The sequence below is a fragment of the Asticcacaulis sp. genome (genome assembly GCF_051956075.1).
Classification (GTDB): Bacteria; Pseudomonadota; Alphaproteobacteria; order Caulobacterales; family Caulobacteraceae; genus Asticcacaulis.
The window spans coordinates 1-25,897 of the sequence record NZ_JBQCGA010000031.1; the positions used below are offsets into that span (position 1 = coordinate 1).

At 63.2% G+C, this 25,897-nt stretch carries 25 protein-coding genes; 8 read left to right on the forward strand and 17 right to left on the reverse strand.

The genetic code is table 11. From position 1 onward, the window contains the following. The 8 genes from ACTHLA_RS08155 to dusB all read right to left on the reverse strand — a co-directional run. Nucleotides 1–621, reverse strand: a 621-nt coding sequence (locus ACTHLA_RS08155) for a DHA2 family efflux MFS transporter permease subunit (protein WP_440187128.1), incomplete at its 3' end; no start/stop codon positions are given. Then, nucleotides 621–974: a MarR family winged helix-turn-helix transcriptional regulator gene (locus ACTHLA_RS08160; protein ID WP_440187131.1), complete on the reverse strand. Its 354-nt coding sequence runs from the start codon at nucleotides 972–974 to the stop codon at nucleotides 621–623. The genes ACTHLA_RS08160 and ACTHLA_RS08155, both read right to left, overlap by 1 nt. Before the next feature lie 150 nt (nucleotides 975–1,124). Next, nucleotides 1,125–2,447 (reverse strand): GTPase HflX, encoded by a 1,323-nt coding sequence (gene hflX / locus ACTHLA_RS08165; RefSeq protein WP_440187134.1) that lies wholly within the window; start codon nucleotides 2,445–2,447, stop codon nucleotides 1,125–1,127. A gap of 39 nt (nucleotides 2,448–2,486) precedes the next feature. Next, nucleotides 2,487–2,735, reverse strand: a complete 249-nt coding sequence (hfq, locus tag ACTHLA_RS08170; protein ID WP_440187137.1) for an RNA chaperone Hfq — start codon at nucleotides 2,733–2,735, stop codon at nucleotides 2,487–2,489. A gap of 106 nt (nucleotides 2,736–2,841) precedes the next feature. Then, a complete protein-coding gene (locus ACTHLA_RS08175; RefSeq protein ID WP_440187139.1) occupies nucleotides 2,842–3,705 on the reverse strand; it encodes a D-amino-acid transaminase in 864 nt (287 codons plus the stop codon). 1 nt (nucleotide 3,706) lies between these two features. Next, entirely contained in the window at nucleotides 3,707–5,107 is a 1,401-nt protein-coding gene (gene ntrX / locus ACTHLA_RS08180; protein ID WP_440187142.1) for a nitrogen assimilation response regulator NtrX, read from the reverse strand. After that, complete coding sequence (locus tag ACTHLA_RS08185; protein WP_440187145.1) at nucleotides 5,107–7,386, reverse strand: ATP-binding protein; 2,280 nt, start codon at nucleotides 7,384–7,386, stop codon at nucleotides 5,107–5,109. The genes ntrX and ACTHLA_RS08185 overlap by 1 nt, the downstream gene beginning before the upstream one ends. Before the next feature lie 88 nt (nucleotides 7,387–7,474). Further along, complete coding sequence (dusB, locus tag ACTHLA_RS08190; RefSeq protein ID WP_440187148.1) at nucleotides 7,475–8,464, reverse strand: tRNA dihydrouridine synthase DusB; 990 nt, start codon at nucleotides 8,462–8,464, stop codon at nucleotides 7,475–7,477. A gap of 275 nt (nucleotides 8,465–8,739) precedes the next feature. Between dusB and ACTHLA_RS08195 the strand changes: the two genes are divergently transcribed. The 3 genes from ACTHLA_RS08195 (at nucleotide 8,740) to ACTHLA_RS08205 (ending at nucleotide 11,201) form a co-directional block, all read left to right on the forward strand. Then, a complete protein-coding gene (locus ACTHLA_RS08195) occupies nucleotides 8,740–9,879 on the forward strand; it encodes a bifunctional 2-C-methyl-D-erythritol 4-phosphate cytidylyltransferase/2-C-methyl-D-erythritol 2,4-cyclodiphosphate synthase (RefSeq protein ID WP_440187151.1) in 1,140 nt (379 codons plus the stop codon). A 135-nt stretch (nucleotides 9,880–10,014) separates the two neighbouring features. Next, nucleotides 10,015–10,629: a superoxide dismutase gene (locus ACTHLA_RS08200; RefSeq protein WP_440187154.1), complete on the forward strand. Its 615-nt coding sequence runs from the start codon at nucleotides 10,015–10,017 to the stop codon at nucleotides 10,627–10,629. 59 nt (nucleotides 10,630–10,688) lie between these two features. Then, nucleotides 10,689–11,201: a CinA family protein gene (locus ACTHLA_RS08205; protein ID WP_440187157.1), complete on the forward strand. Its 513-nt coding sequence runs from the start codon at nucleotides 10,689–10,691 to the stop codon at nucleotides 11,199–11,201. Here the strand turns inward: ACTHLA_RS08205 and ACTHLA_RS08210 are convergent. Both ACTHLA_RS08210 and lipA read right to left on the reverse strand, forming a co-directional pair. Then, nucleotides 11,182–11,640 carry a type II toxin-antitoxin system RatA family toxin gene (locus ACTHLA_RS08210; protein WP_440187160.1) on the reverse strand — a complete coding sequence of 153 codons (459 nt, stop codon included), beginning with the start codon at nucleotides 11,638–11,640 and terminating at the stop codon, nucleotides 11,182–11,184. The two genes, ACTHLA_RS08205 and ACTHLA_RS08210, sit on opposite strands and share 20 nt — an antisense overlap. Before the next feature lie 3 nt (nucleotides 11,641–11,643). Continuing rightward, nucleotides 11,644–12,621: a lipoyl synthase gene (gene lipA, locus ACTHLA_RS08215; RefSeq protein WP_440187162.1), complete on the reverse strand. Its 978-nt coding sequence runs from the start codon at nucleotides 12,619–12,621 to the stop codon at nucleotides 11,644–11,646. 136 nt (nucleotides 12,622–12,757) lie between these two features. On the opposite strand from lipA, the gene ACTHLA_RS08220 reads away from it, so the two are divergent. The 5 genes from ACTHLA_RS08220 (at nucleotide 12,758) to ACTHLA_RS08240 (ending at nucleotide 18,096) form a co-directional block, all read left to right on the forward strand. After that, on the forward strand, nucleotides 12,758–13,672 hold the full coding sequence (locus tag ACTHLA_RS08220) for a hypothetical protein (protein WP_440187165.1): 915 nt from the start codon (nucleotides 12,758–12,760) through the stop codon (nucleotides 13,670–13,672). A 57-nt stretch (nucleotides 13,673–13,729) separates the two neighbouring features. Beyond that, nucleotides 13,730–14,119, forward strand: coding sequence for a BlaI/MecI/CopY family transcriptional regulator (locus tag ACTHLA_RS08225; RefSeq protein WP_440187168.1), 390 nt, complete (start codon nucleotides 13,730–13,732; stop codon nucleotides 14,117–14,119). Then, on the forward strand, nucleotides 14,116–15,903 hold the full coding sequence (locus ACTHLA_RS08230; protein ID WP_440187171.1) for a M56 family metallopeptidase: 1,788 nt from the start codon (nucleotides 14,116–14,118) through the stop codon (nucleotides 15,901–15,903). The genes ACTHLA_RS08225 and ACTHLA_RS08230 overlap by 4 nt, the downstream gene beginning before the upstream one ends. Nucleotides 15,904–16,060: 157 nt before the next feature. Continuing rightward, nucleotides 16,061–17,632 (forward strand): AMP-binding protein, encoded by a 1,572-nt coding sequence (locus ACTHLA_RS08235; RefSeq protein WP_440187174.1) that lies wholly within the window; start codon nucleotides 16,061–16,063, stop codon nucleotides 17,630–17,632. Between the two features lie 140 nt (nucleotides 17,633–17,772). Beyond that, nucleotides 17,773–18,096 (forward strand): ArsR/SmtB family transcription factor, encoded by a 324-nt coding sequence (locus tag ACTHLA_RS08240; protein WP_440187177.1) that lies wholly within the window; start codon nucleotides 17,773–17,775, stop codon nucleotides 18,094–18,096. On the opposite strand, the gene ACTHLA_RS08245 is transcribed toward ACTHLA_RS08240, so the two are convergent. From ACTHLA_RS08245 to ACTHLA_RS08275, 7 genes are all read right to left on the reverse strand, one after another. After that, nucleotides 18,093–18,353 carry a DUF6496 domain-containing protein gene (locus tag ACTHLA_RS08245; protein WP_440187180.1) on the reverse strand — a complete coding sequence of 87 codons (261 nt, stop codon included), beginning with the start codon at nucleotides 18,351–18,353 and terminating at the stop codon, nucleotides 18,093–18,095. The two genes, ACTHLA_RS08240 and ACTHLA_RS08245, sit on opposite strands and share 4 nt — an antisense overlap. Before the next feature lie 120 nt (nucleotides 18,354–18,473). After that, on the reverse strand, nucleotides 18,474–19,874 hold the full coding sequence (gene lpdA / locus ACTHLA_RS08250; RefSeq protein WP_440187183.1) for a dihydrolipoyl dehydrogenase: 1,401 nt from the start codon (nucleotides 19,872–19,874) through the stop codon (nucleotides 18,474–18,476). An 11-nt stretch (nucleotides 19,875–19,885) separates the two neighbouring features. Continuing rightward, entirely contained in the window at nucleotides 19,886–21,157 is a 1,272-nt protein-coding gene (locus ACTHLA_RS08255) for a pyruvate dehydrogenase complex dihydrolipoamide acetyltransferase (protein ID WP_440187186.1), read from the reverse strand. Between the two features lie 12 nt (nucleotides 21,158–21,169). Continuing rightward, the gene (locus ACTHLA_RS08260) at nucleotides 21,170–22,528 is read right to left on the reverse strand and encodes a pyruvate dehydrogenase complex E1 component subunit beta (RefSeq protein WP_440187189.1); all 1,359 of its coding nucleotides are present in this window, start codon (nucleotides 22,526–22,528) and stop codon (nucleotides 21,170–21,172) included. Between the two features lie 6 nt (nucleotides 22,529–22,534). Then, complete coding sequence (gene pdhA / locus ACTHLA_RS08265; RefSeq protein ID WP_440187192.1) at nucleotides 22,535–23,554, reverse strand: pyruvate dehydrogenase (acetyl-transferring) E1 component subunit alpha; 1,020 nt, start codon at nucleotides 23,552–23,554, stop codon at nucleotides 22,535–22,537. Between the two features lie 150 nt (nucleotides 23,555–23,704). Next, on the reverse strand, nucleotides 23,705–24,019 hold the full coding sequence (locus ACTHLA_RS08270) for an FtsB family cell division protein (protein WP_440187195.1): 315 nt from the start codon (nucleotides 24,017–24,019) through the stop codon (nucleotides 23,705–23,707). A gap of 235 nt (nucleotides 24,020–24,254) precedes the next feature. After that, nucleotides 24,255–25,889, reverse strand: coding sequence for a CTP synthase (locus ACTHLA_RS08275; RefSeq protein ID WP_440187198.1), 1,635 nt, complete (start codon nucleotides 25,887–25,889; stop codon nucleotides 24,255–24,257). Nucleotides 25,890–25,897 lie beyond the last annotated feature (8 nt).

Below are 25,897 nucleotides of genomic sequence, written 5' to 3' on the forward strand. Positions count from 1 at the left end.
GTCAAACCGGATCGAACGCCTGGCGACCTGATGCGGGATGAATTTCAGCACGCCAAGAAAGGCCGCCGCGCCGATCGGCACATTGATGAAGAAGCACCAGCGCCAGTCATAGGCGTCGGTCAGCCAGCCGCCAAGAGTCGGTCCGACAATGGGGCCGACCATGACGCCCATACCCCAGACCGCCATCGCCGAGCCGTGCTTTTCGCGCGGATTGATGTCGAGCAGGGTCGATTGCGATAACGGCACCAGGGCGGCCCCGAACAGGCCCTGCAACAGGCGCGCCCCGACGATCTCCATCAGCGAACCTGCGACGCCGCACAACATGGAGGCGACGGTGAAGCCCAGTACAGAAGCCAGAAACACCTGTTTGGAGCCGAAACGGTCGGACAGCCAGCCAGTCACCGGCGTGGCGATGGCGGTGGCGACGATGAATGAGGTCAGCACCCAGGTGATCTGGTCCTGCGACGCATTCAGCGAACCCTGCATGTGCGGCAGGGCGACATTGGCGATGGTGCCGTCGATCGACACGATCAGGGTCGCCAGCATGATCGCGATGGTGATCATGGGGCGGTTGATATCGGCGCGATGGGCGTTATCGGTGGGTGCGGAAGCGCCGCTCATCAGGAATTCTCTATAAGCAACTGTAATTTTTCGAGTATATCGGTCGTCATAGCCAATTTGTCCGGCGCTATGCCGCTGAGGAGCTGGCTGCGCATCTCATCGGCCTTGCCGCGCACCTTGCGATAAACGCCCTGCCCGGCCTCGGTCAGTTCGAGATGCTTGACGCGCCGATCGCTTTCGCAGACCACGCGCGACACAAGGCCCGCCTTCTCCAGCTTATCGACGGTCGACACCACGGTGGCGGCCTCGACCGACAATAGGGCGGCCAGTTCGCTTTGCGACAGAGGCGCTTCCGCCTTGGCGATATAGGCGACGGCCAGCCAGCCCGATTGCGAAATGCCCAGATCTTTCATGCGTCGATCCAGCGCCGCGCGCCAAAGACGGGCGGTGTTGTGCAGGGCATGTGAAAAGCGTTCTTCCGGCGACATCGTAAAGCGACTAATGATTAGGCGTCTAACTATCTGTGCAACGCTATGCGCCTTGTCGCGCGACTCGTCAAGAGCTTAAGCGTTCAACCGCTCAAACCGTCCGTAGGCCTGGTCGCTGAGGCGGACGCGCAGGTGGATGCGGCCCTGTTCGTCGTCATGGCGTCCGGTGACGCGGCCGTGCTGATACAAAAAGGCCAGCCGGTCGCCCTGATGCGGCTCCAGCACGAGGTCAATCTCCTCGCCCTGCGCATCGACCAGGGTGGCGATGGTCTCCAGCAGGCGCGGCAGGCCTTCCCCGGAGACGGCGGAGACGGCGATGGGGCGGTTATCGCCGCGCGTCGTCGCCGCCCGCGCATAGAGGGTCTCACGGTCGTCTTCACTCAGCAGGTCGATCTTGTTCCACACCTCGATGAGGCGTGAGCGGTCGAGATCGGGCAGGATCTGGCCCAAGACTTGTTCGACGTCCTGTTTCTGCGCTTCGGTTTCCGGGTTGGAGACGTCGCGGACGTGCAGGATCAGATCGGCTTCTTCGACCTCCTCCAGCGTGGCGCGGAAGGCCGCGACCAGTTCGTGCGGCAGGTCGGAGATGAAGCCGACCGTATCGGACAGAATGGCCGAGCGCCCGTTCGGCAGTTTGAGGCTGCGCAAGGTGGTGTCCAGCGTGGCGAACAACAGATCCTTGGCCAGCACCTCGGCGCGCGTCAGCCGGTTGAACAGGGTCGATTTGCCGGCATTGGTGTAGCCGACCAAAGCGACGATCGGGTACGGAACCTTTTTGCGCGCCGAGCGGTGCAGGGCGCGCGTGCGGCGCACCTCGTCCAGTTCGGTCTTCAACTGCTTGATCTTGTCGGCGATCATGCGGCGGTCGAGTTCGATCTGGGTTTCGCCGGGACCGCCGGTCGTGCCGCTGGCGCGCTGCCGCTCCAGGTGGGTCCAGGTGCGCACGAGGCGCGAGCGCTCGTAATCGAGCCGCGCAAGTTCGACCTGAAGCTTGCCCTCGCGGGTGCGCGCGCGCCGCCCGAAGATTTCCAGGATCAGGCCGGTGCGGTCGATGACCTTGATCTCCAGCGCCTTTTCCAGATTGCGCTGCTGCACCGGCGTCAGCGCGCCGTTGACGACGCACAGCGACGCCTCATGCGATTGGCACAGGGCGCGAATCTCCTCGACCTTGCCCTGACCGAACAGGGTGGCGGGATGGATCTTGCGCACGCGCAGCGTTACGCCGCCGACCACGTCGAGATCGAGCGCCAGGGCCAGACCCGTCGCTTCTTCCAGACGCGACTCCTCATGCAGACGCGCGGCGGGCGCGTCCGCGTCGCGGGAACGCAGGTCGATATCGGGATCGACAACGACCGCGCGCACGATTTCGGGCGCGTGGTCGTGAAAACGGTCACTCAATTCGGAATCCCTTCAAAAGAAGGCCCTTCTAAACGAAGGTCAGTCCTCACTGTCGTCTTCTTGTTCGTACAGTTGCACCGGCGCGGCGGGCATGATGGTCGAGATCGCGTGCTTATAGACCAGTTGCGACTGGCCATCGCGGCGCAGCAGCACGCAGAAATTGTCGAACCAACTCACAATGCCCTGCAGCTTGACGCCATTGATCAGGAAGATGGTCAGGGGTGTTTTGGTTTTGCGGACACTGTTCAGAAAGGTGTCTTGCAGGTTTTGTTTCTTTTCGTGGGACATTGTCAGGCCCTTCTCGTTGACATTGGAGAACAGGATATTCTCCACACACATAGCGACATTAGGGCATGACTCAGCCCTTTTTCAACCTCATGGCGGTAAAATTATTTTACGAACCCGCCGTCCGACGCGCCTGATCGATATAGGCTTCCCGTAAACTCAGCGCCACCGGCCCCGGCGCGCCGGTTCCGATCCTGTGGTCATCAATGGCGACGACCGGCAGCACAAGGCTGGTTGCGGCGGTTACGAACACCTCGGCGGCGGCCTTGGCCTCGTCCAGCGTAAAGGCTTCTTCGCGTAAGGAGAGGTCGCTGTTGTGGATGATGGGCAGCAGGTTGAGCCGTGTCACGCCGGGCAGGATATTGGCGTTGAGCGGGCGGGTTTTGACCACGCCGTCGCGCGTGACCATATAGACATTGGTTGAGCCGCCTTCGGTGACATAGCCGTCCTGATCGACGAAGATCACCTCGCCCGCGCCGCGTTCGCGCGCCGCCTGCTTGGCCAGCACGTTCGGCAACAGGCCCACCGTCTTGATATCGCAGCGCCCCCAGCGGATGTCCGGCGCGCTGATGGCGCGAATACCCGCCTCGGCCTTGCGCGCCGCCGCGTCGCGGTCCACCGGACGCGCCGTGATCACCAGACTGGGCGGCGTGTGCGACGGAAAGACGTGATCGCGCGGCGCCACGCCCCGGCTGATCTGCAAATAGACCATGCCTTCGTTGATGCGATTGCGGCGTATGACCTCGTTCAGCACGTTCAGCAAGGCCGCACGCGTCATGGGTTGCATAATCTGCAACTCTTTGAGGCTTCTGTCCAACCGGTTGAGATGGCCCTCTGCGTCCGCCAGCCGTCCGTCGAACACCGACCAGACCTCATAGACCGCGTCGGCGAACAGATAGCCGCGATCATTGATCGATACCCCGGCCTCGTCGCTGCGCACATAGGCGCCGTTCACATAGGCGATGCGCGACATCTTATAGCTCGTCCTCATCGCCGCGGATATGCGCCAGACCCAGAGATTTCAGCTTGCGGTGCAGGGCCGAGCGCTCCATGCCGATGAAGTTGGCGGTGCGCGAAATATTGCCGCCGAAGCGCACGATCTGCGACGACAGATATTCACGTTCGAACACTTCGCGCGCGTCGCGCAGCGGCAGGGCGATGATGCGCTCAGGCCGAATTGCGCCCGCGACAGCCGATTCCACCACCTCGGACGGCAGCATTTCGGCGGTGATCGGGTCGGAAGGATTGCCGGAGGCGAGGATCAGCAGGCGCTCGATATTGTTGCGCAACTGGCGGACATTGCCCGGCCATTCATGCACCTGAAGCGTCGCCATGGCATCCTCGGACAGGGTGCGTTTGGGCAGGCCCTGCGCCGCGCTGATGCGCTCAATGAAATAGGTGACCAGTTCGGCGATGTCGCCGCGCCGCTCCGACAGGCCCGGCACGCGCACCGGCACCACGTTCAGGCGATGGAACAGGTCTTCGCGGAACCGTCCGGCGGAGATTTCAGCGGGCAGGTCTTTGGAGGTCGAGGAGATCACCCGCACATCGACCTGCACGTCCTGCGCGCCGCCAACGCGGGTAAAGCGCTGCTCGACCAGCACGCGCAGGATGCGGCTCTGGCTTTCCGGCGGCATGTCGGCCACCTCGTCGAGAAACAGGGTGCCGCCATGCGCGCGCTCGAACACGCCGATCTTGCGCGGACGTCCGCCCTCGCCTTCCTCACCGAACAGTTCGATGTCGAGCCGCTCAGGCGTCATGCCCGCCGCCGAGATCGGCACGAACTCACACTTGGCGCGCGGGCTGGCCTCATGGATCATGCGCGCGACCAGTTCCTTGCCGGAACCGGCGGGACCAGAGATCATGATGCGCGAATTGGCGGGCGCCACCTTGGCGATGGTCGAGCGCAGCAACTGCGCCGCCGCCGAATTGCCGACCAGACCGTCCGGCACGACCGCCTGAGAACGCAGACGGCGGTTTTCACGACGCAGATTGGTGATTTCGAGCGCGCGCTGCACCACCATGATCAGCCGCTCGGTCTTGAATGGCTTTTCGATAAAATCGAACGCGCCCTTCTTGATTGCGCTAACCGCCGTTTCGATCGTGCCGTGACCGGAGATCATGATCGCCGGAATATCGGGATCAAGCTCGTGGATCACGCTGAGCAGCTCCAGCCCGTCCAGCCCGCCGCCCTGCATCCAGATGTCGAGCACGCATAAGGACGGCTTGCGCGCCTTGATCGCGCGCAGGGCCGCATTGGAGTCGGCGGCCGTGCGCACCGCATAGCCTTCGTCCTCAAGGATGCCCGCGATCAGTTCGCGAATATCGGCCTCGTCGTCCACGACCAGAATATCAACGCCAGACGATACTTTCATCAGACCCTCATCATTTTAGGCGGCCCACTGTCGGAGCCTTGCGCAGCCGACGGCGCGTGTCCGGCCTGCTGCTGGCGCGGCAGACGCAGGACAGCCCGCGCGCCGCTTAAAACAACCGCGTCGGTGAGATAGAACTCGCCGCCGTGATCCTCTAAAATACGCTTTACAATCGCCAGACCCAGGCCCGTGCCTTTTTCCCGCGTCGTCACATAGGGCTCGGTCAGCCGGTCGCGGTCCTTTTCCGGCAGGCCCACCCCGTCGTCCTCGACCTCGATCACCAGTTCGCCGCCATCCAACCGCATCTCGACGCGTAGATGGCCGACCACCTGATCGCCGCCGGTCTCCGCCGCGCCGTCGCGCAACAGTCGCGACGAAATCGCCTCACCGCCGTTTTTCAGCACATTGCCCAGCGCCTGCGACAACATGCGGCCATCGCAGACCACGCGCACTTCCGGCAGGGGCTCGATGATCGCTATCGCAATATCGGGTCGCGCCACGCGCTGCGAAAACACGCAGGCGCGCACCAGTTCGGCTGCCTCTTCCTCGGCGAAATTCGGCGCCGGCATGCGCGCGAACGAGGAAAATTCATCGACCATGCGGCCAATATCGCCGACCTGACGCACAATCGTGTCGGTCAGCCGGTCGAAGGTGTCGCCGTCGGTCTCGATCTGACCGCGATATTTGCGGCGCAGACGCTCGGCGGACAACTGGATGGGCGTCAGCGGGTTCTTGATCTCATGCGCGATGCGCCGCGCCACGTCTTTCCAGGCGGCGTTGCGCTGGGCGGCGATCAGACGGGTGATGTCGTCAAAGGTCAGCACGGCGCCGCCGGTCTCCAGCGCCGAGGCGCGCACGCGCACGCGCCGCGTCTCACCCTGCCGGACCAGATCGACCTCCTGCTCCTCGACGCGGTGCATGCTGACCTTGTCGAGCAGTTCGGCGATTTCCGGCGCGATGTCGCGTATCTTGCGCCCCAGCGCGTCTTCGGCGCTGACATTGAGGAAGTTGGCGGCGTGGCGGTTGATGGCCGAGACATGCTCCAGCACGTCGAGCCCGACAATGCCCGCGCTGATTTCCGACAAGACGGTTTCGATGAAGCGGCGGCGGCTCTCGGCCTCCTCGCCCGCCGATTTCAGCGCCGCCTGCTGGCTTTGCAGGTCGGAGGTCATGTGGTTGAAAGCGCGTGACAGCACCGCGATGTCTTCAGACTGATGCGCGGTCGAAACGCGCGCATTGAGATCGCCCGTCGCGACCTTGCCCGCCGCCTGCACGAGGCGCGCGACCGGCACCGCGATGCTCTCCGCCGCCGACGCCCCGCCCCAGATGGCGCCGATCAGCACCAGCAGCACCGCCTCGACATAGGCCAGCGAAAAGATGGTCTGGGCGCGGCCCTTGCTCTTGATCGTGCCCTTGTAGTCGGTAACGGCCTGGCTGGAGGATTTCAGCTTTTCCAGAATGCCTGGCGGCCAGGTCTTCAGGCCATAGAGGATGGCGCCATTATAATTTTGCAGCGGCGCCAGAATGCGCTCGGCGTCGGGCGCGGTGAAGCCGACCGCGCCCTTGGCCCTGGCGTCGGCTATGGCCTCGGCGGGCGGCGCCATATAGGGCGGCGCATTCTCGCCTTCGGCGCGGGCCAGCACCTGACCCGATGAATCGACGATATAGACCGCGTCGAGGTCGCCGCGTTCGATAAAGGCGTTTTTCAGAGCGATGGAAAAGGCCAGCCGGTCGGGAAACAGCTTGCGCGCATCCGGGCTTTCGACAAGCTGTTGCAGATGGGTCAGCGCCTTGGACGAGGTGTCGTGCTGGGCGTCGAGATAGGTCTGGGCGATAACGGCGCCGTTCTCCACCGTCGTCTTCACCCGGTCGGAGAACCAGGTGTCGATGCCGCGATTCAGCAGACCGAAGGACAGGGCCACGATAATGGCCGGCGCCACCGCCGCGATCGAAAACAAGAAGACGAAGCGCAGGTGGAGCCGTGCTCCGGCGTCGGCGCCGCGCGCCCTGGCGATGCGCACCACGCGCATGACCACGACCGACAGAAGGCTCAGCAGCAGAACAAGATTCAGGCAGATCAGGATGAGCAGATAGTCGCCGACCTGACTGATCGGTCCGGTTCCCGGCGCGGCGACGATCAGCCACATGACGAAGGCGGTGGTCAGGATGGCGGCGCCATAGCCCGCGCCGAGCAGCAGCTTTTGCAGCCCCGCCGCCCGAATGCTGCGGAGATTGCGTGAGAGCCACAGGCGCCAGCGCCGTTTTGCCGTGGTTTCCTTCACTTGCGCCCTTGAAGACCGTTAAAGTGCGTGGCATTTGCGCACTACTGTGTCCGAAAATCAACAGCAATGTTGCGCATAAGCGGCAATTTTACCGCATCAAGGCGCGCACCTCGGTTTCGATCTGCGCCGGATCGTCGAGACGACACAGCCGCCCCTTGTCCTGACGGCGGACTAGCGGGTCGGGGTGATGCGGCGAGGCTTCGATATAGCTGCCCAGATGCTTCTTGAACATGCGCAGTCCCAGCGGCGCGCCGTAAAAGTCCAGACTGGCCTGCATATGTTCGACCAGCAGATCAGCGCGGTCCGCCGCCTCCGGTTCGCATAAGGGCGCATTGTCATTAAGCGCCGTATTCAGCGCGTCCGCGAACCACGGGCGGCCATAGATTCCGCGTCCGATCATCACGCCGTCCGCCCCGGATTGCGTCAGCGCGTCCCTGGCGCTGTCCAGATCGACAATATCGCCATTGACGATGACCGGAATGGCGACGGCCTGCTTAACCTGCGCCACGGCGCGCCAGTCGGCCTCGCCCTTATAGAATTGCTGACGGGTGCGGCCATGCACGGTGATCGCCTTGACGCCGAGGCTTTCCGCCCGCTGCGCCAGCTCGGCGCAGTTACGATTGTGGTCATCCCAGCCCAGCCGCATCTTGACCGTCACCGGTCGCGATGTGGCGGTCAGCGCCGCCGTGATAATCCGTTCGGCCTGATCGAGATCGCGCATCAGGGCCGAGCCGCACAGCACACCGGTGACCTCCTTGGCCGGACAGCCGAAGTTGAGATCGACAAGATCCGCGCCCATCTCCTCGGCCAGCCGCGCGCCGCGCGCAATGTGCTGCGGGTCGCGTCCGACAAGCTGGATGATCTTCAGCCCATCATGATCGCCCAACTGCGCCTTGCGCGCCACATCGGCGCGGCCGGTCTGCATCTCGGCGCAGGCCACCATCTCGGTCGCCGCATAGGGCGCCCCCAGCTTGTGCGCCATGCGCCGGAACGGCAGGTCCGACACGCCGGTCATCGGCGCGATCAGCACCCGTCCCGGAAGGATCACGTCTCCAATCTGCAAGGTTTTTGCGCTCATCGCCGCGCTCATACAGGATTTGCAGGCGGATGGCTAACGGGAATGAGACAGGCGAGTCCGACGAGGTAGGTTGACCACGAAACACACGAAACGCTGGCCAAAGGCCAGCGCCACGAAAAGGCGATGGCTCATTAGTGACGGCTTCATTGAGTTTCATTTTCGTGTTGATGCGCTTCGCGCATCGTTTTCGTGTCTTTCGTGGTCAAAAAAGCTCACAACAAGAACGGCGAAGATTTCGGCATTGCAGCGTCCCGGTTTCGCGCTAAACAGCGTCCATGATCTTTCACGCCCTTATCGTCGCCGGCGGGTCCGGCAGCCGCTCCGGCGGCAGGAAACAGTGGGCGCCTCTGGGCGGTCGCGCCGTGCTGGACTGGTCTGTCGAAGCCTTCGCGGCGGCGGGCGCAACGCAGATCGTCGTCGTTGTTCCGGCTGACGACATCGCGCGCGCCGAGGACGCCTATGGCGATCGCGCGCAGATCGTCGCGGGCGGCGCCGACCGCGCGGCGTCGGTCGTCAATGGCCTGACCGCCCTGACGGCGGAAGCCGACGAGATCGTCATGATCCACGACGCCGCACGTCCCTTGCTGACGACAAGCCATATCCGCAACCTCTTGCAAAGCCTTACGCAGCACCGCGCCGCCATCCTCGCCCTGCCCGTCACCGATACGCTGAAATTCGGCGCGGACGCCGTCATCACCGACACCCCGTCACGCGACAATCTGTGGCGCGCCCAGACCCCGCAGGCCTTCCGCTATGGCGATATCCAGGCCGCTTACGCCGCCTGGCCCGCAGACCGCGCCGCCACGGACGAGGCGATGGTGGCGGGCGAGGCCGGAATCGCGGTCGCGCTCGTTCCCGGCGATATGCGCCTGCACAAACTGACCTATCCCGAAGACTTCGCCCTGCTCGAAGCCCTGATTCTCAAGGAGATCGACGTGAAAGACATCCGCACCGGCCAGGGTTTCGACGCGCATCGCTGGGGCGATGGCGACAGCGTCTGGCTGTGCGGCGTCGAAATTCCGCACGATCAGACCCTGATCGGCCATTCCGACGCCGATGCGGGCCTGCACGCCCTGACCGACGCCCTGCTCGGCGCGGCGGCGCTCGGCGATATCGGCGACCATTTCCCACCCAGCGACCCGCAATGGAGGGGCGTGTCGTCCGACCGCTTCCTGCGTCACGCCGCGGAGCTGATCGCTCAGCGCGGCGGGCGCATCCTCAATGTCGATGTCACCCTGATCTGCGAGCGGCCCAAGATCAAACCCCATCGCGAGGCGATGCGCCGCCGCGTCGCCGAAATCCTGACGCTCGATCTTGACCGCGTCTCTGTCAAGGCGACCACGACCGAAGGCATGGGCTTTGCCGGTCGCGGCGAAGGTCTGGCCGCGTCGGCTGTGTGTGCAATTGAACTTTGAAGCGTAAAACCCATTGAATTTTTATGGTAATCGGGCGCCATAAAAACGCAAGTTTCCGCCTTGCATTGCCTGGGGCAGCCCCATATATCAGCAAGGTTCCCGTAATTTTTTCAATCCGCTGCTGAGAGGTCTGTCATGACATTCGAACTGCCCCCCCTTCCCTATGCCGCCGATGCGCTTGAGCCCTATATGTCGGCCAACACCTTCAGCTTCCACCACGCCAAGCACCACAAGGCCTATGTCGATAATCTGAACAAGGCGCTGCCGGGCAGCGAGTTCGAAGGCAAGTCGCTGGTCGAGATCGTCAAGGCGTCGGAAGGCAAGAATCCCGGCGTGTTCAACAACGCCGCCCAGGTGTGGAACCACACCTTCTTCTGGCATTCGATGAAGCCGAACGGCGGCGGCGCGGCCACCGGCAAGATCGCCGACAAGATCAACGCCGATTTCGGCTCCTTCGACGCCTTTGTCGAGCAGTTCAAGACGGCGGGCGCCACCCAGTTCGGTTCGGGCTGGGCTTGGCTCGTGCTTGGCGAAGACGGCAAGCTGAAAGTCGTCAAGACGCCGAACGGCGAAAACCCGTTCACCAAGGGCGACAAGCCGCTGCTGACCATCGACGTCTGGGAGCACGCCTACTATCTCGACTACCAGAACCTGCGCCCGAAATTCATCGAGACCTTCCTCGACAAGCTGGTCAACTGGGACTTCGCCAATGAGCGCCTCGACGCGCCGTTGTTTGAAGGCACGAAGTAAAAAAATCGAGGCGCGGATTTCGATCCGCGCCTTTTTTGTGTCCTGCCGGAGGGGCGAATTTGGCGATCAACAGGTTAGCGAAGCAGGTGGTGGATGAGCTACGCGCGCATGGAAAAACCATCGCCACGGTTGAAAGCTGCACCGGCGGCCTGTTGTCCGGCGCCATCACCAGTATTGCGGGATCGTCGGACGTGTTCGGCTATGGCTTCGTCACCTACGCCAACGCCGCCAAGACCGATCTGGTCGGCGTGCCGGAATATCTGCTGCAAAGCCGCGGCGCCGTCAGCATCGAGGTCGCGGCCAGCATGGCCGAGGGCGGCCTCAAGACGTCAGGCGCCCATATCTGCGTCAGCATCACCGGCGTCGCCGGTCCCGGCGGCGGCACGACGGAGAAACCCGTCGGCACGGTCTGTTTCGGCCTGTCCTATCGCGACCCGGAGGACGAGATCGTCACCGTGGCGCAGCGCATGGATTTCGGCGAACTTAGCCGCGACAAGATCCGCGAAAAAAGCGTCGAACACGCGCTGAAAGGCGTCCTCGACCTGCTCGCCATCAGGTTTGCACCGGCTTGAGCTTCAAGGCTGCGCGATCCTCAAAGCATTTCATCAGCTTCGACACCGCCAGATTGAAATTGGCCTTGAACAGGGCGTTGAGGATCGGGTTGCGGATATCCAGTTCCATATCGAAGCCAATCTGCGTGCCATTCTCGTCCGGCGTGAACCGCCAGTGGCCTTTCAGCTTGCGAAACGGCCCCTTGATCAGGGCGATATCGACGGTGCGCTGAACCGGGTCGCGCACAATGCGCGTCGAAAACGTCTCCGACAACATGCGAAAGCCCACGCCGACATCGGCGTCGAAACGGCTTTCGCCCGACGCCCCCGCGTCACGATTGTAGGCGCGCAACCGCGTGATCCACGGGATAAATTCCGGATAGCGCTCGACATCGCCGACCAGCTCGAACAACTGATCGGCGTCGTAAGGCAGATGGCGCTCCAGGCGAAACGTCGTCAAGTGTCAGCCTTTGGCGGCTCTGAGGGCATTTCTGGCCGTGCGCAGGCGCTCGAAATCCTCGCCCGCATGGTGCGATGAGCGCGTCAGCGGCGAGGACGACACCATCAGAAAGCCCTTGGCGCGCGCGATGGATTCATAGGCCTTGAACTCGTCCGGCGTGACGAAGCGGTCGATAGCGGCGTGCTTGCGTGTCGGTTGCAGATACTGGCCGATGGTGATGAAATCGACGCCCGCCGAGCGCATGTCGTCCATGACCTGCATGACCTCCTCGCGCGATTCGCCAAGGCCGACCATGATGCCCGACTTGGTGAACTGCTGCGGATCGCGCTCCTTGACGCGCTCCAGCAGGCGAAGCGAATGGTAATAACGTGCGCCGGGGCGGATTTTCAGATAGTTGCGCGGCACGGTCTCCAGATTGTGGTTGAACACGTCGGGTTTGGCGTCGATGACGATCTCCGCCGCGCCGTCTTTGCGCAAAAAGTCCGGCGTCAGGATTTCAATAGTGGTCTTGGGCGATTGCGCGCGAATCTGACGCACCACCTCGGCAAAATGGTGCGCGCCGCCGTCCTGAAGATCGTCGCGGTCCACCGAGGTGATGACGACGTGCGACAGCTTCATTAGCGCCACCGTCTCGCCGACGCGGCGCGGTTCGTCGGCGTCCAATGCGTCGGGCAGACCGGTCTTGACGTTGCAAAAGGCGCAGGCGCGCGTGCAGGTGTCGCCCATGATCATGATGGTGGCGTGGTTCTTCGACCAGCATTCGCCGATGTTCGGACAGGCCGCCTCTTCGCACACCGTCACCAGCTTGGCGTCGCGCACAATGCCGCGCGTCTCGTTATAACCCGCCGAGCCCGGCGCCTTGACGCGCAGCCAGTCCGGCTTTTTCAGGATCGGCGAATCGGGACGCTTCTGCTTTTCAGGGTGACGCAGTTCGCGCTGTCCGGCGGAGTCGCCGCCGATGCGATTGATGACAGTAACCATGATGACGCTTTGATGACGGGCGCAGATCGCCCTTGGCCTAATTGGTCTTTTTGCCCGTCAAGATCAAGTCACAATCGGCAACCTTTTACGCCAGTTGGGCGTAGGCTTGTGATGGAATCTGCCGTAAGTTCCCGTCATGCGCTGCGCTGTCATTTCCGCACTGGTTCTCGCCGCCCTAAGTCTGGGGGGCTGTTCGCATGGCCAGCGCGAGCGCCAGCCGGGGCAGGCCTTTCTCGACAGCCAGATACCGTCCGGCCTTGCGCCGCAATACTACCCGCCGGATGGCTTTGTCTGGGCGGGCTATCGCGCGGGCGATCTGCCCGAAGCGCGCTACGGCGTCGCCTCGCCGCCGCTCAATCCCCACGCCGAAGTGCTGATCCTGGCCGACGCCGACTATCCGGCGGAAACCTATTTCGAGCTGACGCGCCAGCTTCTGGCCGCAGGCTATGGCGTCTGGCTGTTCGAGCCGCCGGGGCAAGGCGGCGCCGGTCGCTATCTGCTGCAAGGCAACACCATCCACACGCCCGATCGTCACGACGCCGAAAAAGCCGCGACAGGCCTGATCCGCGACGTGATCCACCCGACGCCGCAAAGACCGCTCTACGTGATCGGCAGCGGCTATAGCGCCATCGAAGCCCTGACCCTCGCCAAAGACCTGAAAGGCCCGGCCTATGCGGGTTTCGCGGCCTTCAATCCCTATCTGGGCGGCGCCATCGCGCCCGGCGGCCTCTGGCATCGCGAGGACGCCCTGCCCGGCTATTGGGGCGGCATAGCGCAGGGCTGGCAGATGCAGAATCCCGATCTTCGCTTGCGCATGAAAAGCGAACGCTGGCGCAAGGAGATGGGCAAGGCGTTCGCGGCGCTTAACGCGCCTCGCCTCAGCCTGTCAGGCAAGGACGCGCCGGTCTGGCTTTTTGAGCCTCAGACGGCCGACGCAGCACAGATGCGCGCCGCCAAATCCCTGTGCGCGCATGTCGCCAATTGCCAGATGCGCGCCAGTCAGGGCGAAGCGGCATTCGGCGCGGAATGGCTCGGCGCTTTCAAGGGCTGATCGCCATCTACGAAATTCTTCGTTGACTCATTACGAAATCGTTCGTAGATTTCCGCCATGACCCAGATCAACCCCGCCCGTAAACCGACCGAAGCCGAACTCGACATCCTGCGCGTCCTGTGGGCGCAGGGCGAGGCCAGCGTCCGCGACGTGCATGATGCGCTGAACGCAACGCGCCAGACCGGCTATACGACTGTGCTGAAACTGATGCAGATCATGACCGAAAAGGGTCTGGTCACGCGGCGCGAGGCGGGTAAGGCGCATCTCTATCAGGCCGCCATGCGCGAAAGCGACATGCAGGGCCAGTTGCTGCGCGACCTCAGCGACAAATTGTTCTCCGGCTCCACCGCCATGCTGGCCATGCACGCCCTGTCGCTCGATTCGGCCAGCGACGACGATCTCGAACGCATCAAGGCGCTGATCGAGCGCAAGCGAGGCACATCATGAACACGCATCTGACCGCCTTGGGACTGACCCTGCTGCATGTCGGCTGGCAGGCCCTGCTTGTCGCCGCCCTTTACCGTCTGTGTGAGCTTTGCCTGACGCGGCTCAGCGACCGCGCGCGCTACCGCCTCGGCCTCGCCGCCATGATGACGGTTCTGGCTCTGGCGCTCGCCACCTTTGTCTATGAAGAGGTCCGTCTGGCGAACACGCCAATGCCGACATCCGCCGCCCTCGCAACGCCCGTTATGGCGCCGCAAATCCTCACGCAACTGACGCCCTGGCTCGACCTGGCCTGGGCCCTGGGCGTCGTCGTCCTGTCCTTGCGCCTGATTGGCGGCCTGTGGTTCATCGCCCGCCTGCCGCGCGCCGCCCTGCCCGCCGATCCGGCCCTGACCCGACGCTTCGAGGCGATGGCCGCCACGCTCGGTCTTACGGGAAAGGTCGCTTTGCGCCTGCATCCGCGCATCGACGGCCCGTTCGTCACCGGCGTGCTGCGCTCGGTCGTCTATCTGCCCTTGTCGGCGGTGACCATGCTGACGCCCGCCCAGCTTGACGCCGTGCTGTCGCATGAGCTTGAGCACGTGCTGCGCCGCGACTATGCGTGGAATCTGGCGCAGAGCCTCGTCGAAATCCTGTTCTTCTTCCATCCCGCCGTCTGGTGGCTGGGCGGTCGCCTGCGCGAACAGCGCGAGCTGATCTGCGACGACGCGGCGCTTCTGGCCTGCCGCGACCCGCTGGTGTACGCCACCGCCCTGCTGCAACTGGAGGAAGGCCGCCGTCAGGCCGCCCCTGCGGCGCCGCGGCTGGCCCCGAGTCTGGCGATGGCGCTCAACGGCCACCGCCGCAATCTGTTCTGGCGCATCGCCCGCATGCTCGATGAAGAGACGGGCGAGCATCCGTCCTCCTCGCGCCTGTTGCGCGCCGCCGGGGCCGTGCTGGCCCTGCCGCTGGCCGTCGCTTTGCTGGCCGCCTTCGCCCCGCCGGTGGCGCAGACCGTCGCCCGCACGGCGGAAAATCTGGCGCCCCAGCCTAAGGAGTCCCAGCCTAAGGAGAAGATCAAAGACGCCACCAGGGACTCCAAAGACTGCCCGCCAACCGCTGTGAAAGACGTTGAGATCGACGCGAAGGACGTGATCGACGCGGATGCGGTCGCAGAGCAGGCGCGTCAGGCTGTCCTCGCCGCCAAGGCCAGTTTCAAAATCCAGATCGACGCCGATAAAATCGCGGCCGAAGCGCGTCGCGCGGCGCAGTCCGAGCGTGATCAACAGATCGCCGCCGGACATATAGATATTGATATTGACCCGGACGCCATCGCGCAGCAAGCCCGCAGCGAGGCCGTCAAGGCGCAGATCGAAGCCGCGAAAACCGCCGTCGCCAGCATCGACGCCGACAAGATCGCCGCCCAGGTGCGCGTCGAGATGAAAAAGAGCCAGGTCGAAATCCGCCGCGCCAAGGCTGAAGCCGCCAAGGTCAAGACCTATAGGTGGGTGATCCAGTATGATGTTCCCCCCTCGGCGCCGGAAACGCCCGCCCCGCTGGCCGAGGTCGCGCCGCCAACGCCGCCAATGCCGCCTGCTCCGCAGCCTGCCCGTCCGGCCTCGCCCCCCGATATTGCCTTGACGGTTCCCGCCATCCCGCCCGCGCCTGCCGCCCCGAAGGTCGCTGCGCCAGCGCCGCCTGCGCCTCCGGCCAGCCCCGCCGCCCGCGCCCTTCCCGCCGCCAAGGCCAGCGCCCTGCCCGCGCCGAGCGCCAGCGAAGACCGCATCGTCATCCTCGCTGAGCGCTAATCGGCGTCGATCTTGTCCTTTGACGTAAGGGGCAGTTCGTCTATGATCGCCGCCCTATGGCCGACCGGTCCGAGGATGACGGCGGCGAACATATGGCGCGATGCGCGGATCGGCGGCGATGGCCCCCGGCCCGGTCCGCCGGGGAGCGACGAAGACCATGAGCCAGCGCAGCAAGCGCGAACTGCGGCCTGACGACTATAACACATCGCTGTTTCAGGCCCTTGCCGAAGCGCAAAAGCGTTTCGGCGCCAACAAGATCATTATCGAGGATCAGGACCGCAAGCCCCTGTCCTACGGGTTGTTCCTGACAGGCGTTTTCGCCCTGTCGCGCCTGTTCAAGCGCTATCTGAAGGACGAGCCGCGCATCGGCCTGATGCTGCCGACCTCGGTAGGCGGCGCGGTCAGCTTTTATGGCCTGCACGCGCTCGGCAAGACGCCGGTGATGATCAACTTCACCGCCGGTCAGGCCAATATCCGCGCCGCGATCCAGACCGCGCAGGTCAAGACCGTGATCACCGCGCGCCGCTTCATCGAACAGGCCAAGCTCGAAGACCTCGCCGAGGCCATGTCGCACTATGTGCGCATCATCTATCTCGATGAGGTCCGCAAGGAGGTCGGCCTGGCCGACAAGCTTTACGGCCTCGCCGCCGCCAAGGCGCCAGCCCTGTTCGCGCATAAGGCGCGCCCCGAAGACGCGGGCGTCATCCTGTTCACCTCCGGCAGTTTCGGCAGCCCGCGCGGCGTGGTGCTGACTCAAGCCAATCTGGTCGCCAATACGCGCCAGATCGAGGCCCATATCGCGCTCAAGCCGGAATGGCGCATCTTCAACCCGCTGCCCATCTTCCATTCGCTGGGCCTGACCGGCGGCATCGTCCTGCCCCTGCTGGCGGGTCTGCGCAGCTTCCAGTATCCGTCGCCCCTGCACGTCAAACAGATCCCCGACCTGCTGCGCGAGACGCAATCGTCGCTATTGTTCTCAACCGACACCTTCCTCAATCAGTATGCGCGCGCCGGCGCGCCGGAGGATTTCAAATCGCTGGAATTCATCGTCTGCGGCGCCGAAAAGGTGCGGGACGAGACGCACAACCTCTTCGCCAGGGAGTTCGGCGGCATCCCCATTCTCGAAGGCTATGGCGTCACCGAATGTTCGCCGGTGATCGCGGTCAACTATCCCGACGACAACCATTTCGGCACGGTCGGCGCGCTGCTGCCGGGCATTGAGGCGCGTCTTGAGCCGGTCGAAGGCATCCCCGTCGGCGGTCGCCTCTGGGTCAAGGGGCCGAACGTCATGGCGGGCTATATCAATATCGACAGCCCCTATGTGCTGGAAAAACCGAGCGACGGCTGGCACGACACCGGCGACATCGTGCATATCGACGAAGAGGGCTTCATCCGCATTCTGGGCCGCGCCAAACGCTTCGCCAAGATCGCGGGCGAGATGATCTCGCTGACCGCCGTTGAGCGCATCGCCGAGGAGATCTGGCCCGACAGCCGCCACGCCGTCGTCGCCATTTCCGACGGCAGGAAGGGCGAGCGTCTGGTGCTGATCACCGACCGCGACGACGCTGATCTGACCGAGATCGCGCGCTGGGCCAAGGCGCACGGCACGCCCGCCCTGGCCCTGCCAAAGCGCCTGCTCAAGATCGACGCCGTGCCGGTTCTCGGTTCCGGCAAGACCGATTATGTCACCTTGCAAAAAATGGCGGAACTGGACGCGCGCGCGGCGTAAGGTTTGACTTGGATCAAATAGTTAATTATAATGTTAACTATTAATGTTGATGGAAATTATTCACAAAATTAGGAATTTATGAGAATTTTTCGTGATATTTCTGAATGTTATAATTTCTATCTTTCTGGAATAAAACGCCGATGACGCCTGCGCTCGATCAGATTCTCGCCGCCCTCGCCGATCCGGCGCGCCGCACGGTGATCGAGCGCCTGTGTCAACAACCCCTGTCGGCGGGCGAACTGGCGCGCGAAACCGGCCTGTCCGCCGCCGCCCTGAGCCGTCACTTACGCATCCTGCGTCAACTCGGCATGATCATTGAGGCGCCGCTCAGCCGCGATGCGCGCGTGCGCGTCTATGCGCTGCGCCCGCAACCGATGGCCGACCTCAAGACCTGGCTCGGCCAGCAGGAGGCGCTCTGGTCGCGGCAGGTCGAGACGGTGAAAAGGGACTACACGCCCGCCTAGCGGCTGTGATGCATATGCCCTTCCTTCTCCTGCTGCGCGGTCTCGCCACGCCGTTCCTTGGATTTGGTGTGAGCGTAGTTACGCTTGTTCTCGGACTTGCTTTCCGTGCTACTCGACCCGGATTCATGCATGCCGATAGCGACCGCCTGCTTGCGGCTTTTGACCTTTTTGCCGGTCGAGGTTTCCAGCTCGCCATGCTTATATTCATGCATGACGCGCGCCATCGTATCGCGCTGACCTTCGGATTGTTTGGGCATGATTGGCTCCTGCTCTTGAAGCCCCCGGCAGATATTAAACGCCTGTCGCCCATAAATTCGCCATACAAAAAGGCCGCGCTGTCGCAAAACAGCGCGGCCTGAATGTTCAAACCGACCCTCTTACAGGTTGATCATCTTCCCGTCCGCGTCCAGCGACGCTTCGAGAATGGCTTCTGACATGGTCGGGTGCGGGAAGATCGTGCCTTGCAGGTCTTCTTCGGTCGCCTCCATCGTCATGGCCAGGCAGAAGCCCTGGATCATTTCGGTGACATTGGCGCCGATCATGTGCGCGCCGATCAGCGCGCCGGTTGTCTTGTCGAAGATCACCTTCACGAAGCCGCCCGGCTCGCCCGCCGCAATGGCCTTGCCATTGGCCTTGAACGGGAAGCGGCCGATCTTGACGTCGATGCCCTTTTCCTTCGCGCCCTGCTCGGTAATGCCGACGCTGGCGACTTCGGGCGTCGCATAGGTGCAGCCCGGAATCGGCGGATTGAGGTTCGAGCCCTTCTTGCCCGCCATATAGTCGGCGGCGTGGACGGCCTCGTGCGACGCCTTGTGCGCCAGCCACGGCGGTCCGGCGCAATCGCCGATGGCGTAGAGGCCCTTCACATTGGTCTTGCCGTGCGCGTCGTTCTTGACGTGGCCGCGATCCATTTCGACGCCAAGCTTGTCGAGCCCGATGCCGTCCGTATTGGCGACGATACCAACCGCCACGATGCAGCCCTCGGCCTCCAGCACCTCAGATTTGCCGCCCGCCTCGACCGACACTTTGACGCCCGCCCCGGCCTTCTCGACCTTGGTGACTTTCGCGCCGACGCGGAACTTGATGCCGCGCTTTTCGAACGCCTTGTGCGCTTCGGCGGAGACTTCCTTGTCCTCGACCGGCAGGATGCGGTCCAGCGCCTCGATCACCGTCACGTCCGCGCCGAGCGAGCGGTAGAAGGAGGCAAACTCGATGCCGATGGCGCCCGAACCGATAACGACCAGCGACTTGGGAATCTTCTTCGGCGTCAAAGCGTTACGATAGGTCCAGATCGCTTCGCCGTCCGCCACCGCGCCGATGGCCGGGATTTCGCGCGCCCGCGCCCCGACCGCCAGCATGACGTTCTTCGCCTCGACCACCTGTTCGCCGCCCTTATTGAGCTTGACGGTGACCTTCGGCGCGTCTTTACCGGGCGACAGGGTCGCGAAGCCCTCGATCACGTCGATCTTGTTCTTCTTCATCAGATAGCCGACGCCGCCGTTCAACTGCTTGGCGACGGCGCGCGACCGCGCCACCACCTTGTCGAAGTCAAAGCCGGGCTTTTCGCCGGTCAGGCCGTAATCGCCAAGATGGTTGATCTTGTCGAACACTTCCGCCGACTTGAGCAGCGCCTTGGTCGGGATACAGCCCCAGTTCAGGCAGATGCCGCCCAGAAGCTCACGCTCGACAATGGCGACTTTCAGTCCGTTCTGGCTGGCGCGGATCGCGCCTTCATAGCCGCCGGGACCGGAGCCGATCACAACGAGATCATAGGTCATGTGTCTGCTCCTTAGGCCAACATTTTAATCGGGTCTTCGATCAGCGGCTTGAACGCGCTGATGAATTTTGCGCCGATCGAACCGTCCACGACACGGTGGTCGCAGGTCAGGGTCACCGACATGACGGTCGCGACGGCCAGTTGACCGTTCTTGACGACCGGACGCTGTTCGCCTGCGCCGACCGACATGATGCAGCCCTGCGGCTCGTTCAGGATCGAAGTGAAGGTCTTGATGCCGAACATGCCAAGGTTGGACACGCTGAACGTGCCGCCCTGGAATTCCTCCGGCTTCAGCTTGCGGTCGCGCGCGCGCTGGGCCAGATCCTTCATCTCCGACGAGATTTCGGCCAGCGACTTGGTCTCGGCCTTGCGCACGATCGGGGTGATCAGGCCGCCGTCAATGGCCACGGCCACAGCGACATCGGCGTGATGGTGCAGGGCGATGCCTTCGGGTGTATAGGAGGCGTTGGCCTCCGGCACGGCCTTGAGCGCAAGCGCCACCGCCTTGATGATCATGTCATTGACCGACACCTTGACGCCGCGCGATTCCAGCGCGGTGTTGATCTTGGCGCGCGCCGCCAGCAGGTTGTCGAGTTCGATATCGACGGTGAGCGGGAAGTGCGGAATGTCGCGGAACGATTCGGTCATGCGGCGCGCAATGACCTTACGCATGCCGTCCAGCGGCACGAGGTCGTAGGAACCGGCGGGAATGCCCATCTGCTCCAGCGATTGCACCTTGCGCGGCTCTGCGCCAGCGCCAGCGGCAGGCGCGGCCTTGGCCCCACCGCCCGCTAAAGCGGCGTCCACGTCGCGCTTGATGATACGCCCGCGCGGACCGGAACCGGTAATGGCCTTGAGGTCGAGATTGTGCATCCCGGCCAGACGGCGCGCCAGCGGCGACGCGGCGATGCGCGCGCCGGAAGGCGCAGACGCGGCGACGGGCACAGGCGCCGGAGCGGCGGCGGGCTTGGGCGCCTCTTTCGGCGCTTCCGCCTTAGGGGCTTCCGCCGCCTTGGGCGCAGGCGCAGGCGCGGGCGCGGCCCCGCCCTCGCCCTTCAGACGGGCGATGGGCGCGTTGACCTTGACGTTCTCGGTCCCGGCGGGAACGAGGATCTCCTCGACCACGCCTTCATCGACGGCCTCGACCTCCATGGTGGCCTTGTCGGTCTCGATCTCGGCGATCACCTGACCGGCGGAGACTTCGTCCCCGACCTTGACGTGCCACTTGGCCAGCGTGCCCTCTTCCATGGTCGGCGAGAGGGCCGGCATCAGAATATCTGTCATGGGCTTGCCTCTTTACTTGTAGGTCACGGCCTTGACGGCCTTGACGATCTTATCGACGCTCGGAACCGCGAGGGCTTCGAGATTGGCGGCGTAGGGCATGGGCACGTCTTCCTGATGCACGCGCGCAGGCGGCGCATCGAGGTCGTCAAAGGCCAGCTCGGTCACCTTGGCGGCGATTTCGGCGCCGATGCCGCACGGGCCCCAGCCCTCTTCCACCGTCACCAGACGGTTGGTCTTACGCACCGATTCGACAATCGTGTCGGTGTCGAGCGGACGCAGGGTGCGCAGGTTGATGACCTCGGCGTCGATGCCCTCGGCGGCCAGCTTTTCCGCCGCTTCCAGAGCAAAGCCGACCATGCGCGAATGGGCGGTGATGGTCACATCCTTGCCGGGACGCTGGATCTTGGCCTTGCCGATCGGCAGCACGAAGTCTTCCACGTCGGGAATCTCGAACTCGATGCCGTACATCAGCTCGTGCTCGAGGAAGACGATCGGGTTCGGATCGCGGATGGCGGCTTTCAGCAGGCCCTTGGCGTCAGCCGCGTCATAGGGCGCGATCACCTTGAGGCCCGGCACATGCGCGTACCATGACGAATAATCCTGACTGTGCTGCGCCGCGACGCGGGCGGCGGCGCCGTTCGGGCCGCGATAGACGATGGACGACTTGATCTGGCCGCCCGACATATAGAGCGTCTTGGCCGACGAGTTGATGATCTGGTCGATCGCTTGCATAGCGAAATTGAAGGTCATGAACTCGACAATGGGTTTCAGGCCCGCCATGGCGGCGCCCGCGCCGATGCCGGCGAAGCCCATTTCGGTGATCGGGGTGTCGATGACGCGGCGGTCGCCGAACTCCTGCAACAGGTCGCGCGACACCTTATAGGCGCCCTGATACTGAGCGACTTCCTCGCCCATCAGGAAGACCTTGTCGTCCTTGCGCATTTCCTCGGCCATCGCGTCGCGCAGCGCGTCGCGCACCGTTATCTTGACCATCGGCGTACCTTCCGGAAACTCCGGGTCGGCCTTCGGTTGGGAGACCGGCGCGGCGGCGGGCGCAGGCGCTTCTTCTGTTTTGGTTTCGGGCGCAGCCGCCGCAGCGGGCGCGGGCGCGGTTTGCCCGGCGGCGCTTGCCGCCCCGCCTTCCAGACGCGCGATCGGCGTATTGACCTTGACGTTTTCGGTTCCGGCGGGGACGAGAATGGCCTCGACCTTGCCTTCATCGACGGCTTCGACTTCCATCGTCGCCTTGTCGGTTTCGATCTCGGCGATCACCTGGCCGGCGGAAACCTCGTCGCCTTCCTTGATCAGCCACTTGCTAAGGGTGCCTTCCTCCATGGTCGGGGAAAGCGCGGGCATAAGAATATCGGTCATGGAAGATTACGCCTCAAGATAGACTTCGGTGTAGAGTTCGGACGGATCGGGCTCCGGGCTTTCCTGCGCGAAGCTGACCGCTTCCATCACAATCGCCTTGACCTCGGTGTCGAGGGCCTTGATCTCGTCCTCGGCGACGCCCGCCTGTTGCAGCATGGTCTTGATATGCTCGATCGGATCGCGCTTCGTCTTGACCTCATCGACCTCTTCTTTCGAACGGTACTTGGCCGGGTCGGACATGGAGTGGCCGCGATAGCGGTAGGTCTTCATTTCGAGGATGTACGGCCCCTTGCCGGAGCGCGCATGTTCGGAGGCCTTTTCGGCGGCGGCCTTGACGGCGAACACGTCCATGCCGTCCACCTGCTCGCCCGGAATGCCGAAGCTGAGGCCGCGCTGATAAAGCTCGGTCGTCGCCGAGGCGCGGGCCAGGGCCGTGCCCATGGCGTATTCGTTGTTCTCGATCACATACACGACCGGCAGCTTCCAGAGCTGAGCCATGTTGAAGCTTTCATAGACCTGGCCCTGATTGGCCGCGCCGTCGCCGAAATAGGTGTAGGAGACATTGCCGTTATTGCGGTACCAGTCGGCGAAACCGAGGCCCGTGCCCAGCGAGACCTGTGCGCCGACAATACCGTGACCGCCGAAGAAGCCGGCCTCGATGTCGAACATGTGCATCGAGCCGCCCTTGCCCTTGGACGAGCCGCCCGAACGGCCGGTCAGCTCGGCCATGACGGCCTTGGGGTCCATGCCGGCGGCCAGCATGTGGCCATGGTCGCGATAGCCGGTGATGACCTGGTCGCCCTTTTCGGAGGCGGCGTACATGCCGACGGCGACCGCTTCCTGACCGATATAGAGATGGCAGAAGCCGCCGATCAGGCCCATGCCGTAAAGCTGGCCCGCGCGCTCCTCAAAGCGGCGGATCAGCACCATTTCGCGGTAATATTTCAGAAGTTCGTCTTTGGAGACGTTGCGACGGCTGGTATCGCCGCCCTTCTTGCTGGTCTCGGTAGCGGCGGCACGCGCCATGGACACCTCCTACAGTGAATATTGCGGCAGCCCTGAACGGGCGGTCCTCATCTTATGACTTCGGGAATCGCGGCGGCGTTTGCGCACGCGCCAGCGAAGGCAGGTTTCCTTTAGGAGAGGACCGCCTTCGCGTAAAGGGCTTAAAAAGGGTCAGGAATTGCCGCTTTGCGGCGAAGGATCGCGGATCACATAGGCGCCGGGCTCGGAAAGCCCCAGCAACATGCGGGCGCGCTCCTGAAGTAAATCTTTGGAAAGATGATCCGTACGCAGGTATTTGGCGCGCGCTTCCAAATCTTCGCGCTCTGTTTTGAGTTGCGCCAATTGCTGCTCTTTAAGAACGAGCTGTTTATCGCGCAGTTCCTGAGAGAAAAAACCTTTGTCGCCTGTCAGATACTGAACGCATACATAGGTCAGGACAAGGGTAATCAGAGCTGTTGGCAGATATGGCCTTAATCTGAAAAACACGACTTATCGCCCCTTTTGGACCGGAACTCGACACAGGCGCTTATTTGACAAGGACGCAGTTAACGGAGTGTTACGGAACGTGTCCGGCATTGCGAAAGAATTTATCGCAGAGCCGGTATTTTCGAGCGCTGCAATCACATCGTTTTTATCATTGTTGTCAAAACGTGACCGGCGGCGCGACCTGAAGCGGCGCGCCGCCGAAAATGTGAGCGGTATCAATGATTTTGCGTGTTCGTCAGAACAGGCGGCTCTTGACCTTGGCGGCGGCGATGAAGCTGGAGAACAGGGGGTGCGGCGCGAACGGGCGGCTCTTGAGTTCGGGGTGATACTGCACGCCGACGAACCACGGATGATCGTCGCGTTCGACGATTTCCGGCAACAGCCCGTCCGGCGACATGCCGGTGAATTTCAGCCCGACGGCCTCAAGACGCTCGATATAGTCGCGATTGACTTCGTAGCGGTGACGGTGGCGCTCGGAAATCCCTGTCGCGCCATAGATGTCCGCGACTTTTGAGCCTTCGCGCAAGCTTGCGTCGAACGCGCCCAGCCGCATGGTGCCGCCCAGATTTCCGCCCGCCGCGCGCTGGGTTAGCTCATTGCCGCTTAGCCATTCGGTCATCAGGCCGACCACGGGTTCGGCGGTGTGGCCGAACTCGGTCGATGAGGCGTCCTTGATCCCGGCCAGATGGCGCGCGCTTTCCAGCACCGCCATCTGCATGCCGAAACAGATGCCGAAATAGGGAATTTCGTTCTCGCGCGCGAATCGCGCTGCGTCGATCTTGCCTTGCGCGCCGCGTTCGCCGAACCCGCCCGGCACCAGAATGGCGTGGACGTTTTCCAGCCGCTGCCGCACCAGATCTGGATCGCCTTCAAAGGTCTCCGACTCGACCCAGTCGATATTGACCCGGACATTATTGGCCATGCCGCCGTGATAAAGGGCTTCGATCAGCGACTTATAGGCGTCTTTCAGCACCGTATATTTGCCGACCACTGCGATGGAGACCTCGCCGTCGGGATAGGAATAGCGCTGGGTGATGTCCTTCCACATGGACAGTTCCGGCGCAGGCGCGTCTTCAATGCCGAAGACATTGAGCACCTCAACATCCAGCCCCTGCTTGTGATAGTCGATCGGCACGGCGTAGATGTTTTCCGAATCCATCGCCTGAATGACGGCGGTTTCGCGCACATTGCAGAACAGGCCGATCTTGCGGCGTTCCTCCGGCGGAATCTCCTGCTCGCAGCGGCAGAGCAGAATATCGGGCTGGATGCCGATCGAGCGCAGCTCCTTGACCGAGTGCTGCGTCGGCTTGGTCTTCATCTCGCCCGCCGTCTTGACGAAGGGCAAAAGGGTCAGGTGGATAAAGCAGCACTGGCGGCGCGGCAATTCCTGCCCCAGCTGGCGGATGGCCTCAAAGAAGGGCAGCCCTTCAATATCGCCGACCGTGCCGCCGATCTCGACCAGGATGAAATCGGCGTCGCCCTGATCGGAGACGACGAACTGCTTGATCTGATCGGTGACGTGGGGAACGACCTGCACGGTTGCGCCGAGATAATCGCCGCGGCGTTCCTTCTCGATGATGTTGGAATAGATGCGGCCAGTGGTGATGTTGTCCGACTTGCGCGCATTGACGCCGGTGAAGCGCTCATAATGGCCGAGGTCGAGATCGGTTTCGGCGCCGTCGTCGGTGACGAAGACCTCGCCGTGCTGGTACGGCGACATGGTGCCGGGATCGACGTTCAGATAGGGATCGAGCTTGCGCAGGCGGACCTTGAAGCCGCGCGCCTGCAACAGCGCCCCCAGGGCCGCCGAGGCCAGACCCTTGCCGAGCGAGGACACCACCCCGCCAGTGATGAAGACAAAACGCGCCATATCGAACC